This window comes from Halobacillus sp. ABH2_015 (assembly GCF_056158945.1).
On record NZ_JBSWUG010000002.1, the window covers coordinates 1,268,598 to 1,284,028 of the forward strand.

Sequence of the window (15,431 nt, forward strand, 5' to 3'; positions counted from 1 at the left end):
CTGCTATATGGAAACGACCCATCAAAGTGTATTAAGTGTCTATACAGAAACGAGAACATTCACAGAGAAGCTTGTTGCAACGCTGAAGACGGAAGACTTTGTCGTCCAGGCGGCTAAGCATGTGAGTCCGGCGAAATGGCACCTGGCGCACACGACATGGTTTTTCGAGAAATTCATTCTGGAAGTGTACATTCCTGATTACCGGCATTATAACGAGGCGTTCCTATTCCTCTTCAACTCCTACTATGAAACCGTCGGAGAATTCCACCCGCAGGAGAGGCGTGGTTTGATTACCCGCCCGACTGTGGAGGAAACGATGGATTACCGCCGTCATGTGGATCAGGAAATGAGCCGCCTGCTTGCCGGACGTGTCGGTGACGCAGATATTGACGGGCTTGTGGAAATCGGTCTGCAGCACGAACAGCAGCACCAGGAGCTCATCTTAATGGACATCAAATACAACTTTTCCTATAACCCGCTTTATCCGGTATTCAAGGAGCAGGTGGATGCTTCCTATGGCCGTGCTCCTGAGCTTTCGTTCTTTGAATTCGAAGAAGGGGTCGCGGAAATCGGTCATAACGGGGAGGGGTTTGCTTTTGACCATGAAGGTCCGCGCCACAAAACGTACCTTCATCCGTACCGCATTGCCAACAGGCCGGTAACAAACGGGGAGTTCATGCAGTTTATGGAGGCAGGTGGCTATGAACAGCCCGAGCACTGGCTTTCGGACGGCTGGGGAACGGTGAAGGAACATCAGTGGAAGCATCCTCAGTACTGGGTGAATAAAGACGGGGAATGGCACATGTTCACACTTTCCGGTCTGCAGAAAATTGATCTGGATGCTCCGGTCAGCCATGTCAGCTTTTACGAAGCCGACGCGTATGCGAGATGGTCCGGGCACAGGCTTCCGACAGAACAGGAGTGGGAGCATGCCATGGAAGCGCTTGAGGTGGACGGTCACTTTATGGAGCATGAGCAGTATCAGCCGCATTCCATTTATAAGGGAGATGGAACGATCGAAAAGGCATACGGCGATGTGTGGGAATGGACACAGAGCCCATACGTTCCCTACCCGGGAAATAAACCACTGGACGGAGCTCTTGGTGAATACAATGCCAAATTCATGGCGAACCAGATCGTTCTCCGTGGAGGCGCCTGTGTTACACCGCAGTCCCACATCCGGGCGACGTACCGGAACTTTTTCCATCCGCAGATGCGCTGGCAGTTCAGCGGTATCCGATTGGCGGAGGATGTATGAAGACGCATTTGAATGTAAAGGCGCCATCCAATATTCTCACCGGTCTTTTAGAAGAAAAGAAATGGATTTCCTCTAAATTTTTATACGATGAGCAGGGGTCACAGCTGTTTGAACAGATTACAGATCTGCCGGAGTATTACCAGACACGGACAGAAGCGCAGATTCTTCTGGAAAACCTGAGTGCATGGAAATCCGTTTTCCATGAACCATCCGCCCTGATTGAGCTGGGCAGCGGCAGCAGTAAAAAGACGAAAATTCTGCTGGATCATGTGAAGAACATTGAAAGCTATATTCCCATCGATATTTCTGAAGAATTTCTGGCGGATACGGTGACTCAGCTGCAGACATCGTATCCGGGGATTCATATTCAAGGCGTCAGTGCGGACTATACACAGCCGTTTACACTCCCTGATTTGAAGGGGAAGAAGAAAGTCGTTTTCTTCCCAGGCTCTACGATCGGAAATTTTGAACCGGAGGAGGCAGAGCGTTTTCTCGGAAATATCCGAAGCCTCCTGCAACCCGGCGATCAGCTGATCCTCGGAGTTGATCGCAAAAAAGACGAAACGATCATAGAAGCCGCTTATGATGATGCGGCAGGGGTGACCGCAGCGTTTAATAAAAACTTGATCACAAGGATGAATCGTGAACATGGAGCATCGATTGATGTGGAGAGTTTTTCTCATGTGGCTCTTTATAATTCAACTGCCGGGAGAATTGAAATGCACCTGGAAAGCGTCAGGGATCAGGTTCTTTCCGTCGGCGGGTATACCATTGAGATGAAAAAGCAGGAAAGAATCCATACAGAGAACTCCTATAAATATGATCCGGAAGATATGATTCAACTGGGCAGATCGAGCGGTTTTCTGCTTCAGCGTGTCGTATCAGATGAAAGAGAGTATTTTAGTGTCTGTCTGATGGAAGTGGTTTAGGTGGAAGGCCCGGACTCTGTCAGCAGGGTCTGGACTTTCTTTTTAATAAAGCTCTGTTATTGCTTGGTGTTGGTATTTAACATATGAGCTCAGATCATCTCTTTCTGTTATGGGATTTGTAGGAGGCGGCCTTGGGAATGACTCCCTTTCCGTGGGGTACCGTGAGCCTCCTCAGGCAGCGCCTTCCGGGGTCTCACGATGTACCTTCATCCCACAGGAGTCCCGCCATTCCCAAGGCCGCCTCTTCAAAGAAGGGTAGTTAGAAAGGACATAACCGAAGTCCGTTACACCACTACGAAAGGGATGGCAGGGAAAACAGGTAGACTCCTGCGGGAAAAAGGAACAAGGGGAGACCCCGGAGAACGAAGTTCGAGGAGGCTCATCGTTCCCCGCGGAAAGCGGACGGTTTTCCCTGGCATCCCACGCTCTGAGTAAACAACGGACCGGACCCCTAATTCCAGACGGAAACGATTTAGTAATCGTTTAAAATATCAACAACAGACTTTAACAGAGCTTTAATAAAAGATAAAGGGAGGAAAAGAAGGGTGATTTTGATCAGTTCCTGTCTGGCTGGTATGAAAGTGCGCTACGATGGCACCGACTGCCTCCAGGAGAAAATTCAAAAATTAATATTGGAAAAGAAAGCGGTTCCCGCCTGCCCGGAACTGCTGGGAGGATTCATGGTCCCGCGCCCTCCGGCAGAGATTATCGGCGGTGATGGAGAGGATGTCCTGAAAGGCCGGGCCCGTGTAATGGAAAAGACAGGAACCGATGTAACAGAGTCGTACATAAGAGGGGCTTATTTGACGTTGGAAACGGTAAGAGATCTGCAGATTGATACGGTAGTGTTGAAGGAGGGAAGCCCGTCCTGCGGCAGTACCCTCGTCTATGACGGCACGTTCAGCGGGAGACAGGTTACCGGAAAAGGGGTCACGGCGGCCCTGCTTGAACGGAACGGCATACAGGTGATGAGTGAAATTGATTTTATCCATACGTTGGTGTAAAGAGCCCTCTCCAGGGGCTCTCCTCATGTAGAAAAAGCTTTTCTCCTCGAGGGGGGGGACTGCGATTGTCACGCTCCGCTGATCGGTGGATGCCCGCCGCGGGCACGGCCTCAGCTGACTTGGGTACGAAAACCACCTGCCCAAGTGGATCTTCACCTCATGCTTTTCCGCAGGCGTCACCATCGAACACTCCACGTCGCCTTCCCTTATGCGGTCTAGGATGTTTAAGTCGCGTTTGCAGGAATAGGGATCTCATCTAAAGGGACTCTTATTATTGGATGAATCCGGCTATGGAAGTAAACAGACAGAAAACAGAGACCGCATAATAAATGGAGGCACGCTTTTTAGTTGTTTCTTTTTGTTCTTCAAGGCCAAGGATAACCATAAGAATGGCTAAACCTGCGAGAGTGAAAGACAAAAGGTCTCCTGATTTATCTGTCCATAATCCGTAGCCGGACAAAAGGATGATTATGACTGATAAGAGGATTCGAATCTTTTTTAACATATGTATCCGCTCCTTATAAGTGGATGATTCTCTTTAAATGCTGCCTTCCCTTAGAGGACATAAAACAACAAGACAAGACTGACAGCGGTAAAGCCGAAGTTTAAAATGGCATGCTTATTTTGGCGGATCAAGTGATACCTCCAGGCGTCCAGTCCGCTTTTCACTGTCCAGAACAGGATAAGAAAGAGGGATCCCGTGTAGGTGTTGGATGGATTGTCATCCAACAGAAACCATCCGGCAGTGATCAAAAGCGCAGCGGGAAGGATGTTCCACGCCGAAAGGACTTTCAGTTGTGTCATTGTTTTCCTCCTCTCCGAGCCATATTTTACCTGAGATGAGCATAAAAAAACACCCGTCCTGAAAAGGGCGGGTGTTTTTAGAATGAAATGAAATGACTTGTCCTTCCCTGCAGAGGACCATTATCGTGGATATCCAGCGCTTTGGTAAGGTGGAAGAAGGAGCAGGTGTCGTTGTCTACCTCGCTTCCCTGAAGGCTTCTGCCATTAATGGAGCGATGCAGAAAGTCAAAGACGTTATTATCCGTTCTGTGTAACGGTTTATAATAAAGAGACACAATGAATATGCTCAAAAATCTTTTCTTCATGAAGGGGAGGAGTTTGAAGCGGTGTGTCGAATTTGGTGGGGGAAGGAGTTTGTATATGTCGTATTCTTATATCATAAACGTAGAAGCGGCCATTATGAAAGAGGACCATATTCTACTTATTCAAAGGTCACCGGAAGAGGAGCACGCGGGAGGATTGTATTCGCTGCCTGGAGGGAAAATGGAGTTCAGTCCGGATTCCCTTGATGTGCTGGAAGATAACGTCCGCCGTGAAATTAAAGAGGAGATCGGCCTCACTTTGGATGGGGACCTTACCTATGTACACAGCAATTCTTTTTTAATCGGGGATATCCAGGTTCTGAATATCGTGTTTTTGACTACGGATTTCACAGGAGAGCCCTATATAAAGAGTCCGGAAGAAGTGGGGGACATGGTCTGGGTCGAGCCGGGTCTGAACGAGAGTCCCGTCCCGATTCCTCCATGGACCGCCAACAGTATCCAGAAAGCCGTGGAACGGCAGTCGAAAATCTGTTTTTGACAAAAAATTCTAACGTGTTACGATGAAAGGGAATTGAATAACGAGCGATCCACTAGGGGTGCCTTCTCAAAGGCTGAGATTAAAGTGATGCTTTAAGACTCTTGGAACCTGATCTGGTTTATACCAGCGTAGGGAAGTGGCCGATACCTATACATGTCTATGAAAATAAATGTATATCAGCCACTTTTCCTATGCCGGGGAAAGTGGCTTTTTTAGTGGAAAAAATCAGTGGCGGATCGTTCAACAAAGGAGAGAGTGGATATGACATTTTCAGAAGAAATCAGAAAGGCCGTGGATGAGATTTGGGAGGGAAGTTTTCACCATCCTTTTGTCACAGGGATTGGAGAGGGAACGCTTCCTCTCGAAAAGTTCCGTTATTATGTGCTTCAGGATTCGTATTACTTGTCTCATTTTGCCCGTGTCCAGTCACTGGGAGCTGCAAAGTCTGAAGATATGGCTGTCATGGCCAATATGGCGTCTCATGCTCAAAGTACGTATGAAGCTGAGCTTGGGCTTCATGAGAATTTTTCGAAGCAGCTGGGCATTACGCAGGAAGAGCGGGAGCAGTTCAAACCGTCACCAACGGCCTATGCGTATGCGTCCCATATGTACAGAGGAGCGTATAACGGGGACTTAGGGGATGTGATTGCGACGATTCTTCCGTGCTACTGGCTGTATTATGAAGTCGGCGAACATTTGAAAGAATCGTCACCGGAAGAACCGGTCTATCAGGAATGGATTGCGGCTTACGGAGGGGATTGGTTCCGGACGCTTGTAGAAGAGCAGATCGAGCGCCTTGATGAACTGGCTGAAGCGAAAACAGATGCCGGCAGATCCCGGATGAAGGAATTGTTTATCATCAGCAGTCAGTATGAATATATGTTCTGGGAAATGGCTTACCGTATGGAGGAATGGCCGTTTGATTTAAAACAGTCGATCGCAGCCGGACGTGAATGAAACTGCACGTCATTTCCACAGGGCGGCAGTCCAGGGAGGAACTGTGCACAAGGGTGGCTGCGATTGAACCGATGATTGATTTCTTCCATCTTCGTGAAAAGCAGTGGTCCGCAAGTGAAGTGGCGGATACTGTAGATGCTTTGACAGACCTTGGGTTTCCAACCGAAAAGCTCGTCATCAATGACAGGGTGGATGTAGCCGTGGCAAAAGCAGTGCCTCACGTGCAGCTGGCCGGACACAGTCTTCCGGTCGAAGAGGTTAAGCGGGCTTTTCCTTTTTTAAACGCCGGGTGTTCGGTCCATTCTGTAGAAGAAGCTGTCACTGCAGAAAAACGGGGAGCAGATTTTATTTTGTTCGGACATGTCTTTGAGACAGCATCCAAGCCTGGATCGGCGGGACGCGGGCTCGAGGCTCTGCAGAGGGTCACACAGGCAGTCTCGCTGCCTGTCACCGCGATAGGGGGATTGACACCGGAAAATGTCAGCCGTCTTCAGCCCTTTGGAGCGTCGGGAGCGGCTGTACTATCCGGCATTCTATTAGCAGACGATGCGGAAAAGGCGGTCCGCCGTTATCAATACCGACTGGGAAGGAGATGAAGGGATGTTTTATGACGCAATTGTTGTGGGTGGTGGAGTGATTGGGAATTCTATTGCGTATCAGCTGGTTAAGCGGCAGAAAAAAGTCCTCGTCATCGACCGGGGGAAAACTGGACAGAAAGCATCAAGCGCCGCCGCCGGCATGCTTGGGGCTCAGTCCGAATGGAAAGGGGACGATCCGCTTTTTCAAATGGCGAGAACGAGCCGGGCGATGTTTCCTTCTCTTGCAGCTGAATTGAAAGAACTCAGCGGGGTGGATATCGGACTCCAGCAGAAAGGGTTGTATAAAATTGCCCTTACGAATGAGGAAAAGGAAGCGTGGAAGCAGCTGGGGAAATCGCAGGAAGCGGTCGGTGAAACAGCCCGGTGGATCGATCGTGATGAAATGCGTGATACAGAGCCGTCTCTTTCCGACAGGATTACAGGAGCATTATACCTGCCGGAAGACGGACAGGTAGACGCACCAAAGCTGACAAAAGCGTATGCGGCTTCGGCCGCAGCGCTCGGCGCGGATTTCCTGGAACACACGGACGTCACCGGTTTGGTGGAAGAAAACGGTCGGATCATTGGAGTCAACACCATCGGAGGCACGTATACAGGGGATGCGGTCATCGCAGCGGCCGGGGCGTGGAGTGCTTCGCTTTTGAATGCTGAACGCACCATTGTGGAAACGTACCCGGTCAAAGGGGAGTGCTTTTCTGTCCGGACGAAACGGCCGCTCATCACAGGGACCCTTTTCACAAAAGGCTGCTACATCGTTCCGAAGGCGGGAAACCGCCTCGTTATCGGCGCCACTGAACAGGTGGGTTCCTTCGACGAGTCCGTTACTGTAGAGGGCCTTTTTCAATTGATGGAAAAAGCCCGACGCCTCGTTCCTTCACTTCGGAATGCCGAAATGGAAGCTACGTGGGCCGGAATCCGGCCGCAGACGAAAAGCGGCATTCCTTATGTCGGTCCACATCCTGAAAAAGAGGGGCTGTGGCTGGCGACAGGCCATTACCGGAACGGCATCCTGCTTTCGGCGGTGACTGGAACGCTGGTGGCGGACCAAATCGAAGGGAAGCCGGTGGAGCCGGACTGGGTGACGAGTGGACAAAGCTTCATCACGTTATAAAGGAGGATCATCATGAATGTGAAAATTAACGGCGAGTGGCATGAGATTCCTGACCACCTGGCTGATGTCCGTACGCTTCTGAGCCACTTTCAATTGGATAACCGGGTGGTGATGGTGGAACTGAACGACACCATTTTAGAAAAAAGCGAGCACGGCCATTCACAGCTGCATGAAGGCGATCAAATGGAACTGGTCCAATTCGTAGGAGGGGGATAATCATGCTTAAGATTGGAAATTTCACGTTTAACTCACGACTGCTGTTGGGGACAGGGAAATATCCTGATTTTGAAACGCAGAAAAAGGCTGTAGACGTATCGGAAACCGATATCCTTACCTTTACCGTCCGGAGAATGAATATTTTTGAACCGCAGCAGCCGGACCTGCTTCAACAGCTCGATGTCGGCCGTTATACACTTCTGCCTAACACGGCAGGGGCGGAAAATGCTGAAGAGGCGGTGCGGCATGCAAAATTAGCCAATTCTTCCGGACTTTGCGATATGATTAAGGTAGAAGTAATCGGCTGTAAAAAAACGCTTCTGCCCGATCCGGTCGAAACGTTGAAGGCGACGGAAATGCTGTTGGAGGAAGGCTTTACGGTTCTTCCTTATACGTCGGATGACGTCGTCCTTGCAAAACGACTGGAAGAAATGGGAGCCCACGCCGTAATGCCAGGGGCGTCCCCGATTGGGTCAGGGCAGGGGATTCTCAATCCGCATCAGCTGGATTTGATTATTGAACAGGCCGAAGTGCCGGTCATTGTGGATGCGGGCATCGGTTCACCAGCCGATGCAGCAGCGGCGATGGAACTTGGCGCTGATGGTGTGCTGTTGAATACTGCTGTATCTGCCGCCGATGATCCTGTGAAAATGGCGGAAGCGATGAAGCTTGCCATACAGGCAGGACGGCTTGGATTTGAAGCAGGGAGGATCCCGAAAAAGCGTTATGCTGCGGCCAGCAGTCCAATGGAGGGAATGAGCCGAACATGAACGACCGATATTCAAGACAGACTCTGTTCCAGCCCATCGGGGAAAAGGGGCAGGAGAAAATCAGCAGCAAACATGTACTGATCATCGGGGCAGGTGCCCTCGGAACCGGAGCCGCTGAAAATCTTGTGCGCGCCGGGGTGGGAAAACTGACGATCCTTGACAGGGATTATGTGGAATGGAGCAATCTTCAGCGTCAGCAGCTGTATACAGAAAAAGACGCAGAGACCCGGCTTCCGAAAGCGGTCGCTGCCCGGCAGAGGCTGGAGCAGGTAAACAGTGATGTCATCATTGATGCAAAAGTCGTCGATGCGACACCGCTTGAACTGGAGCCCCTTCTGGAGGGCGTTGATGTCATCATTGATGCCACTGATAATTTTGATATCCGGATGATCATCAATGATCTTGCCCAAAAGCATCAGATCCCGTGGATTTACGGGGCCTGTGTCGGGAGCTACGGCATCAGCTATACCATTCTTCCGGGAGAAACGCCGTGCCTGCACTGCTTGATGGAGCAGGTGCCGCTTGGAGGATTGACATGTGACACCGCAGGTATTATCAGTCCAGCGGTCCAGATGGTGACCGCTCATCAGACAGCAGAAGCTATGAAACTGTTAGTCGAAGACTGGGACGCTGTCAGGAAGAAACTCGTTTCTTTTGATCTATGGACGAACCAGCATTCAGCCATCGGCGTCTCCAGCGTGAAAAAGGATGACTGTCCGTCCTGCGGCCGAGAGGCATCCTATCCGTTCTTATCCTATGACCAGCAGATGAAGACAGCTGTCCTCTGCGGGCGTGACTCTGTGCAGATCCGCCCGGCATCGAAGCAGGAATGGAACCTGACCGTGCTCGCCGAGACCCTGTCCGGTCAGGACGGCAAGGTGGAACAGAACCCGTACCTGCTTTCGTTTACGACCGGGGATAAGCGGATGGTGTTCTTTAAAGACGGACGCGCCCTCATTCACGGAACCCAGAGTGTAGCCGAAGCGAAAACCCTCTATCATCGGTATACAGGATAAAAAAAGCTCAGAGACCCTGTCTCTGAGCTTTTTTCCATTTGTAGAGAGCACGTGTTCTTTTCTAATGCCTCCTGAAGCTCCGGCAAACCGCTTTAAGCTGATGAGCGTTCAAGTCAACCCATCCCTATTTTCATCTCGTCATTTAGTAAGGTCTCGTGAAGTGTTTGGTGGTGACGCCTGCGGGAACAGCGCGGACCGAAGATCCACTTGGGCAGGTGGTTTTCCTGCCCAAGTCAGCTGAGGCCGTGCCCGCGGCAAGCATCCACCAAAAAGCGGAAGGTGACCACTCTGCATAATATAGGGAGCAGTTTTTCCAATAGGTAAGCACATCGTTACCCCAGCGCGACATCGAGCGTCATCATGATGGCGAAACCGAGCATGAGACTGATCGAAGCGAGGTTCACGTTCCCTTTTTCATGAGAACCCGGGATGATTTCCTTAGCCACGACGAAAATCATCGCCCCGGCAGCGAAGCTTAACGCATAGGGGAGAATCGGTTCGATGAAAATCACAGCAACCGCACCAACGACGGCCGCGATTGGTTCGACCATGCCGGAAAACTGCCCGAACATAAAGCTTTTCTTCTTGCCCATCCCGTCACGGTGGAGCGGCATGGATACGGCTGTACCTTCCGGGAAGTTTTGAATACCGATACCAAGCGCCAGGGCGACCGCTCCGGCAAGCGTCGATTCCGTTCCGCTCGAGGCAAGCGCACCAAAGGCTACACCGACGGCAAGTCCCTCCGGGATGTTGTGCAGCGTCATGGAAAAAATGAGCAGGGCGGTCCGATTTTTAGCACGGTTATCCTTGATGTCATTCAAATACTTATCTGTATCCAAAGCCGGAAGCATCCGGTCAATCATCAATAGAAGGGCTCCGCCCAGTAAAAAACCGACAAGGGCTGGAATCCAGCTTGGTACAGGACCATTCTCAGACATTTCAATAGCCGGTGCAAGCAATGACCAGTAACTCGCCGCAATCATCACCCCGCCGGCAAAAGCCAGCATACTATCGAGAAACTTTTGATTCGTCCCCTTTACGAAGAAGACGAGAGCGGCTCCGAGAGCTGTCATGCCCCACGTAAAAAGAGTACCGATAAAGGCCTGCATCACAGGGTTCATATCTTGAAACGCTTCAATCATAGTTATCACCTTTCTAAAAGTTGCCTTCGTGCAAAATTTGTTTATGCGGTCATTTTACATACGTTAAGAAAAAACGTCAAAAATACAGCCTGCGTTCCTTTAACCTTTCTGGTGTCTTTAAAAACCTTCCGAATCTTTTGTTATTTTTCCGTGAGCGCTTTCAAAGAATGGAAGAATACAGTAAACTGAAATTAAAAGATAGGGTTGGGGGAAGTGGCGTGGAGTATAAACCGATTCGGAGAAAGAAAATTTATGAACAGGTAGCGGATTCGTTATTGGAATCTTTAAAGGAAGGTCGGTTGAAGCCGGGGGATAAGCTGGACAGTGTGGAAGCTTTGGCCAAAAGCTTTGATGTCGGCCGGTCAGCGATCAGGGAAGCGCTCAGTGCGCTGCGGGCCATGGGTATTCTTGAAATGCACCAGGGCGAAGGGACGTATGTCAAAACGTTCGATCCTGCCCGGTTCACCGTTCCTGCATCTGTCGCGTTTCTAATGAAGCCGGAAGATATGAGAGAACTGTTGGAAGTCCGGCAGATCCTCGAGGTGGGGGCGGCAGGAGCGGCAGCTTTATCACGGACAGATGAAGACCTTCAAGCCATGGAAGCGGCTCTTTTTGAGATGGAAAGAGCGAAGGGAAATGGGGACATCGGGGAGCAGGCGGATCTGGCGTTTCACATGGCGCTTGTAAAAGCTGCTCACAATCAAATGCTGTTTCACCTCATGCAGAGCGTGTCGGAAATCATGATGCAGGGCATGCGGGAGACAAGGAAGCTCCTTCACACCGAAGAAGGCGCACGTCAGCTGCTGGACCAGCATCAACGGATTTTTGCTGCCATAAAGGAAGAAAAAAACGAGGAAGCGCAGGCATTTATGGTGGAACATTTGAATCACGTCAGAGAATCGCTCAGTGGAATCATTTCGTGATGAAAGGGTTCTACTCCAGTCATCAGATGACCTTATGATTAAAAGGGAGGATGAATGATGAACGTTTCGTTATTTATCACTTGTTTGTGTGATACCTTTACGCCGGATGTGGGGAAGGATACGGTACAGCTGTTGGAGCGTTTCGGATGCGAAGTGGATTTTCCAGCTGGTCAGACGTGCTGCGGACAGCCCGCCTACAACAGCGGGTACACGACCCAGTCCAAACAAGCCGTCAAGCAGATGATTGCCGCCTTTGATGCGTCCGAGTATGTCGTTGGTCCATCAGGTTCCTGTGTGCAGATGATAAAAGAATATCCACATATTTTGAGGGACGAACCGGAATGGCAGAAACGCGCAGAACATGTAGCCGGAAGAACCTACGAGCTGACGCAGTTCATCGTAGACGTTTTAGGCATCGAAGACGTTCGCTCTACTTTTCAAGGTACAGCTACCTACCACCCCTCCTGTCACATGACGAGGCTGCTGGGAGTAAAAGATGCGCCGCGCCGCCTTTTGGGAAATGTCGAAGGACTCACCTTGATCGATCTGCCTCAAGAGGAGGACTGCTGCGGGTTCGGCGGGACATTTGCTGTGAAAAATGCGGCCATATCCGCACAGATGGTCCAGGAGAAAACGTGCCACGTCACGGAGACAAAAGCGGAATACTTAATCGGCGGCGATATGGGCTGCCTTATGAATATCGGCGGACGATTATCGCGGAACAAGGAAGACGTGAAAGTGCTGCACATCGCTCAAGTTCTGAACAGCCAATAACGGGGAGGGCGGACAAATGAGTATAAAGATTGGAACGAAAACGTATGCGGACCGGATTCAGGAAGGGATTGACAATACGTTTATGCGCAGCGCCGTCAGCTCAGCGCAGGGCCGTTTCCGGACAGGGCGGCTGAAAGCGGCAGAAGAGCTCGGAGACTGGGAGGACTGGCGTACGCTTGGGGAGGAGATCCGCAGGCATACAATGGAAAACCTCGACTCCTACTTGCATCAGTTGAGTGAGCAGGTGGAAAAAAGGGGCGGAACGGTGTTTTTTGCTGAGACGGCCGAGGAAGCCAACGCCTATGTGAAGAAGGTCGCTGCGGAAAAACAGGCCCGGAAAGTCGTCAAATCGAAGTCAATGGTGACGGAGGAAATCGGCTTGAATGAAGCTCTTGAGGAAAGTGGGTGTGAGGTTGTGGAATCGGATCTTGGCGAATGGATCCTGCAGCTCGATGAAGATCCCCCGTCCCATATCGTTACGCCCGCCCTTCACAAAAATAAAAGCCAGATCAGAGAGACGTTCGTCACGAAAAAAGGCTATACGAAAACCGATGACCCGGAAGAACTGGCGGCTTTTGCCCGCGAGCAGCTCCGGCAGGATTTTTTGGAAGCGGATATCGGTGTAACCGGCTGTAATTTTGCCGTAGCCGAATCGGGTACCGTGACGCTCGTCACCAATGAAGGAAACGCCCGTATGGTCAGTACACTCCCGGATACACAGATTGCTGTGATGGGCATGGAACGAATCGTACCGACATGGGAGGAGCTGGAGGTGCTTGTCAGCCTGTTGACCCGCGCGGCGGTCGGGCAGAAACTGACGAGCTACATTACGTCGCTGACGGGCAGGCGTCTGGAAAATGAAGTGGACGGCCCGGAAGATTTTCATCTGGTCATCGTCGATAACGGCCGCTCGAAGATTTTAGGAACGGAATTCCAGTCCGCCCTCCACTGCATCCGGTGCGCGGCATGTATCAACGTCTGTCCGGTTTACCGCCATGTCGGCGGACATTCGTACAATTCCATTTACCCGGGACCGATCGGGGCTGTCCTTACACCGCTGCTTGATGGGTATGAAGACCATAAGGAGCTGCCTTACGCTTCCAGTCTTTGTGCGGCCTGCACCGAAGCCTGTCCGGTGAAAATCCCGCTTCATGAACATTTGATCCGCCACAGGGAAATCATCGTGGAAAAGGAACAGAAAACGACCAAAGCGGAGCGGCTCGCTATGAACGGTTTTGCACAATGGGCCTCGACGCCTGCTGCTTACAAACTCAGTACGAAAATGGCGGGAACGGTATTGAAACCGTGGACGAAGGACGGGTCGATCAAGAATGGACCGGGTCCGATGAAAGCGTGGACGGCAGCCCGGGATTTTCCGGCACCAGCGAAAAAGGGCTTTCGAACGTGGTTTGATGAACGGGAGAAAAGGAGGGAGAAAGATGACCGTCTATAATCGGGAACGCTTCCTGGATCAACTCGCCGGACAATTGGGAAGGGACCGGAGAACAAGGGCTGAACGACCAGCCTACTCCGTACAGCCTCAGGAGCGGGTCTTCCAAGGAGCAGACCAGGACCAGCTGCTGGAAAAACTAAAGGAGCAGTGTAAGATTATTCATACGAAGTGTCTCGTAACGACGACTGAAGAGCTTGAAGAAACCTTGAGGCATGTATGGGAGGAGGATCACATTCAAACCATCGTCAGCGCCGGCGGTCCCCGTCTGGAAGCGTACGGTCTTTCTGATGTCTTTGAAACAATGAGACAGGATGGTTACCATGTCCATGTGTGGGATGAGCAGGAAGGACAGAAGAACGTGACGACCGCAGAAAAGGCCGGGGCCGGCATCGTGTTCAGCGATGTGACCCTTGCTGAATCAGGGACCGTCACCCTTTTCAACGACCGTTGGAACGGAAGGTCAATCAGCCTGCTCCCGGAAACCTTCGTAGCGGTTATCCCGAAAAGTACGCTCGTCCCGAGGATGACGCAGGCAGCAAAAATCATTCATGAGCAGGAGAAAAAAGGGGTGCCTGTTTCCTCATGCGTGAGCTTTATTACAGGTCCGAGCAACAGCGCGGATATTGAAATGAACCTGATTGTCGGGGTGCATGGTCCGGTGAAGGCGACCTACATCGTCGTCGATGATAGGTAAAGTTGAACGAAAAAAAAGGCCGTACACGGAACAGGCACGGCCTTTTTCAATCAATCGTGAGTTTTTGCCCGGTAATAGGCAAAGGCACAAACCACGTATAAGACAGGACCAATGGTAAAGAACAACAGTCCTGAAGTTAAGTAATGGTGATGATGGTAATAGTCCCAATTAAAGAAGAAATGAAGCAGTCCGGACGCCAGGGCAGCGATGGCGATGATGTAATGGAACCATTCATCCTTTTTCAATTTGTCTTTCATAGCGGCTTCCTCCTGTCAATCACGTTGTCCTGCTGGTTGTCTTGGCAGGGGCTGTTCCTATCTTACCATATCCACTTGACAGGTCATAGAAAACAGAACACTTTACATAAGAATAGACAATGAGTCTGGGGGAATAGGTATTTTTCATAGAAGTCTGGCCGCTTTTTTAGCTGCTATCAGTTTAAGTATCATTTGGAACATAAGAAGCCCGGGATATGACAATTCGGTCATGGTTTTCGGCTTTACATTCCCGCTCTTTCTAATCGGAGGAACGCTGGCTGACAAGATCATTACATCTGTTCACAAAAGCTTTCCGATACGCTCACCGCTTCGTCTTGTTATTTGGATCCTGGCGGGAGGTGCTGCCGGATGCATCCTGGGTGTTTGCTTTGTGAAATCGGAGGAAGACCTCCTGTTATCAGGCCTAGGGGCGGGCAGTGCCCTGCTTTATGCAGCAGTGCTGAACATGATTAGGTTGTTGAGCTCCCTCATGAACGAAAAGGAGGAGAACTATGAAGACAGCCGGGCGTAAGCTGGAAAAGTTCTGCCGGACGTATGGCGCTCTCCTTGTTTTTATACGTTCGTGCATACATGGGGAGAAGGGGGTCTTTTCCTGCCTTGGTTTTTCCTTGCCGTCGGTGTTATCTGCGGTTTGTTAGGCTTTTTTGATCTTCGTAGTGCTATTCCTAGAAGATAATCGTCCACAAAACGGTTTCTGCTTTT

At 50.7% G+C, this 15,431-nt stretch carries 21 protein-coding genes and 1 riboswitch; of the genes, 17 read left to right on the forward strand and 4 right to left on the reverse strand.

All coding sequences use genetic code 11. The features are described from left to right. Positions 1–7: 7 nt before the first annotated feature. The 3 genes from egtB (at position 8) to ACXAD6_RS06740 (ending at position 3,191) form a co-directional block, all read left to right on the forward strand. The gene (gene egtB, locus ACXAD6_RS06730) at positions 8–1,258 is read left to right on the forward strand and encodes an ergothioneine biosynthesis protein EgtB (protein ID WP_474968214.1); all 1,251 of its coding nucleotides are present in this window, start codon (positions 8–10) and stop codon (positions 1,256–1,258) included. Next, positions 1,255–2,187 (forward strand): L-histidine N(alpha)-methyltransferase, encoded by a 933-nt coding sequence (gene egtD / locus ACXAD6_RS06735; protein WP_474968215.1) that lies wholly within the window; start codon positions 1,255–1,257, stop codon positions 2,185–2,187. Before egtB ends, egtD begins: the two co-directional genes overlap by 4 nt. 545 nt (positions 2,188–2,732) lie before the next feature. Next, positions 2,733–3,191 carry a 2-thiouracil desulfurase family protein gene (locus ACXAD6_RS06740; protein ID WP_474968216.1) on the forward strand — a complete coding sequence of 153 codons (459 nt, stop codon included), beginning with the start codon at positions 2,733–2,735 and terminating at the stop codon, positions 3,189–3,191. A gap of 271 nt (positions 3,192–3,462) precedes the next feature. On the opposite strand, the gene ACXAD6_RS06745 is transcribed toward ACXAD6_RS06740, so the two are convergent. Then, entirely contained in the window at positions 3,463–3,696 is a 234-nt protein-coding gene (locus tag ACXAD6_RS06745) for a hypothetical protein (RefSeq protein WP_474968217.1), read from the reverse strand. 50 nt (positions 3,697–3,746) lie between these two features. Further along, complete coding sequence (locus tag ACXAD6_RS06750) at positions 3,747–3,995, reverse strand: hypothetical protein (protein ID WP_474968218.1); 249 nt, start codon at positions 3,993–3,995, stop codon at positions 3,747–3,749. Between the two features lie 92 nt (positions 3,996–4,087). Here ACXAD6_RS06750 and ACXAD6_RS06755 point away from each other — a divergent pair, with 92 nt between their 5' ends. The 9 genes from ACXAD6_RS06755 (at position 4,088) to ACXAD6_RS06795 (ending at position 9,761) form a co-directional block, all read left to right on the forward strand. Then, a complete protein-coding gene (locus tag ACXAD6_RS06755) occupies positions 4,088–4,249 on the forward strand; it encodes a hypothetical protein (protein WP_474968219.1) in 162 nt (53 codons plus the stop codon). Between the two features lie 106 nt (positions 4,250–4,355). Further along, positions 4,356–4,796, forward strand: coding sequence for an NUDIX domain-containing protein (locus ACXAD6_RS06760; protein WP_474968220.1), 441 nt, complete (start codon positions 4,356–4,358; stop codon positions 4,794–4,796). Positions 4,797–4,840: 44 nt separating this feature from the next. Next, positions 4,841–4,948, forward strand: a riboswitch (TPP riboswitch). Positions 4,949–5,057: 109 nt separating this feature from the next. Beyond that, entirely contained in the window at positions 5,058–5,753 is a 696-nt protein-coding gene (tenA, locus tag ACXAD6_RS06765) for a thiaminase II (protein WP_474968221.1), read from the forward strand. Then, positions 5,750–6,349: a thiazole tautomerase TenI gene (tenI, locus tag ACXAD6_RS06770; RefSeq protein WP_474968222.1), complete on the forward strand. Its 600-nt coding sequence runs from the start codon at positions 5,750–5,752 to the stop codon at positions 6,347–6,349. The genes tenA and tenI overlap by 4 nt, the downstream gene beginning before the upstream one ends. A gap of 4 nt (positions 6,350–6,353) precedes the next feature. Continuing rightward, on the forward strand, positions 6,354–7,463 hold the full coding sequence (thiO, locus tag ACXAD6_RS06775) for a glycine oxidase ThiO (RefSeq protein ID WP_474968223.1): 1,110 nt from the start codon (positions 6,354–6,356) through the stop codon (positions 7,461–7,463). Between the two features lie 12 nt (positions 7,464–7,475). Then, a complete protein-coding gene (thiS, locus tag ACXAD6_RS06780) occupies positions 7,476–7,679 on the forward strand; it encodes a sulfur carrier protein ThiS (protein WP_474968224.1) in 204 nt (67 codons plus the stop codon). A gap of 2 nt (positions 7,680–7,681) precedes the next feature. Next, complete coding sequence (locus ACXAD6_RS06785; protein ID WP_474968225.1) at positions 7,682–8,449, forward strand: thiazole synthase; 768 nt, start codon at positions 7,682–7,684, stop codon at positions 8,447–8,449. Continuing rightward, complete coding sequence (locus ACXAD6_RS06790; protein ID WP_474968226.1) at positions 8,446–9,465, forward strand: thiazole biosynthesis adenylyltransferase ThiF; 1,020 nt, start codon at positions 8,446–8,448, stop codon at positions 9,463–9,465. Before ACXAD6_RS06785 ends, ACXAD6_RS06790 begins: the two co-directional genes overlap by 4 nt. Positions 9,466–9,620: 155 nt before the next feature. Next, positions 9,621–9,761 (forward strand): hypothetical protein, encoded by a 141-nt coding sequence (locus ACXAD6_RS06795; RefSeq protein ID WP_474968227.1) that lies wholly within the window; start codon positions 9,621–9,623, stop codon positions 9,759–9,761. A 36-nt stretch (positions 9,762–9,797) separates the two neighbouring features. Here the strand turns inward: ACXAD6_RS06795 and ACXAD6_RS06800 are convergent, their stop codons facing one another. Next, positions 9,798–10,607, reverse strand: a complete 810-nt coding sequence (locus ACXAD6_RS06800; protein ID WP_474968228.1) for a ZIP family metal transporter — start codon at positions 10,605–10,607, stop codon at positions 9,798–9,800. Positions 10,608–10,825: 218 nt separating this feature from the next. Here ACXAD6_RS06800 and ACXAD6_RS06805 point away from each other — a divergent pair, with 218 nt between their 5' ends. Genes ACXAD6_RS06805 through ACXAD6_RS06820 form a run of 4 tightly spaced genes read left to right on the forward strand, consistent with a single transcriptional unit; the run spans position 10,826 to position 14,451 of the window. After that, positions 10,826–11,530, forward strand: coding sequence for a FadR/GntR family transcriptional regulator (locus tag ACXAD6_RS06805; protein ID WP_474970373.1), 705 nt, complete (start codon positions 10,826–10,828; stop codon positions 11,528–11,530). 57 nt (positions 11,531–11,587) lie between these two features. Continuing rightward, positions 11,588–12,304 carry a (Fe-S)-binding protein gene (locus tag ACXAD6_RS06810; RefSeq protein ID WP_474968229.1) on the forward strand — a complete coding sequence of 239 codons (717 nt, stop codon included), beginning with the start codon at positions 11,588–11,590 and terminating at the stop codon, positions 12,302–12,304. Positions 12,305–12,320: 16 nt separating this feature from the next. After that, on the forward strand, positions 12,321–13,757 hold the full coding sequence (locus ACXAD6_RS06815; protein ID WP_474968230.1) for a LutB/LldF family L-lactate oxidation iron-sulfur protein: 1,437 nt from the start codon (positions 12,321–12,323) through the stop codon (positions 13,755–13,757). Next, positions 13,744–14,451, forward strand: coding sequence for a LutC/YkgG family protein (locus ACXAD6_RS06820; protein ID WP_474968231.1), 708 nt, complete (start codon positions 13,744–13,746; stop codon positions 14,449–14,451). Before ACXAD6_RS06815 ends, ACXAD6_RS06820 begins: the two co-directional genes overlap by 14 nt. Before the next feature lie 50 nt (positions 14,452–14,501). Here the strand turns inward: ACXAD6_RS06820 and ACXAD6_RS06825 are convergent, their stop codons facing one another. Further along, entirely contained in the window at positions 14,502–14,708 is a 207-nt protein-coding gene (locus ACXAD6_RS06825; RefSeq protein ID WP_474968232.1) for a hypothetical protein, read from the reverse strand. A 229-nt stretch (positions 14,709–14,937) separates the two neighbouring features. Between ACXAD6_RS06825 and ACXAD6_RS06830 the strand changes: the two genes are divergently transcribed. After that, a complete protein-coding gene (locus ACXAD6_RS06830; protein ID WP_474968233.1) occupies positions 14,938–15,240 on the forward strand; it encodes a hypothetical protein in 303 nt (100 codons plus the stop codon). The last annotated feature ends 191 nt before the right edge of the window (positions 15,241–15,431 follow it).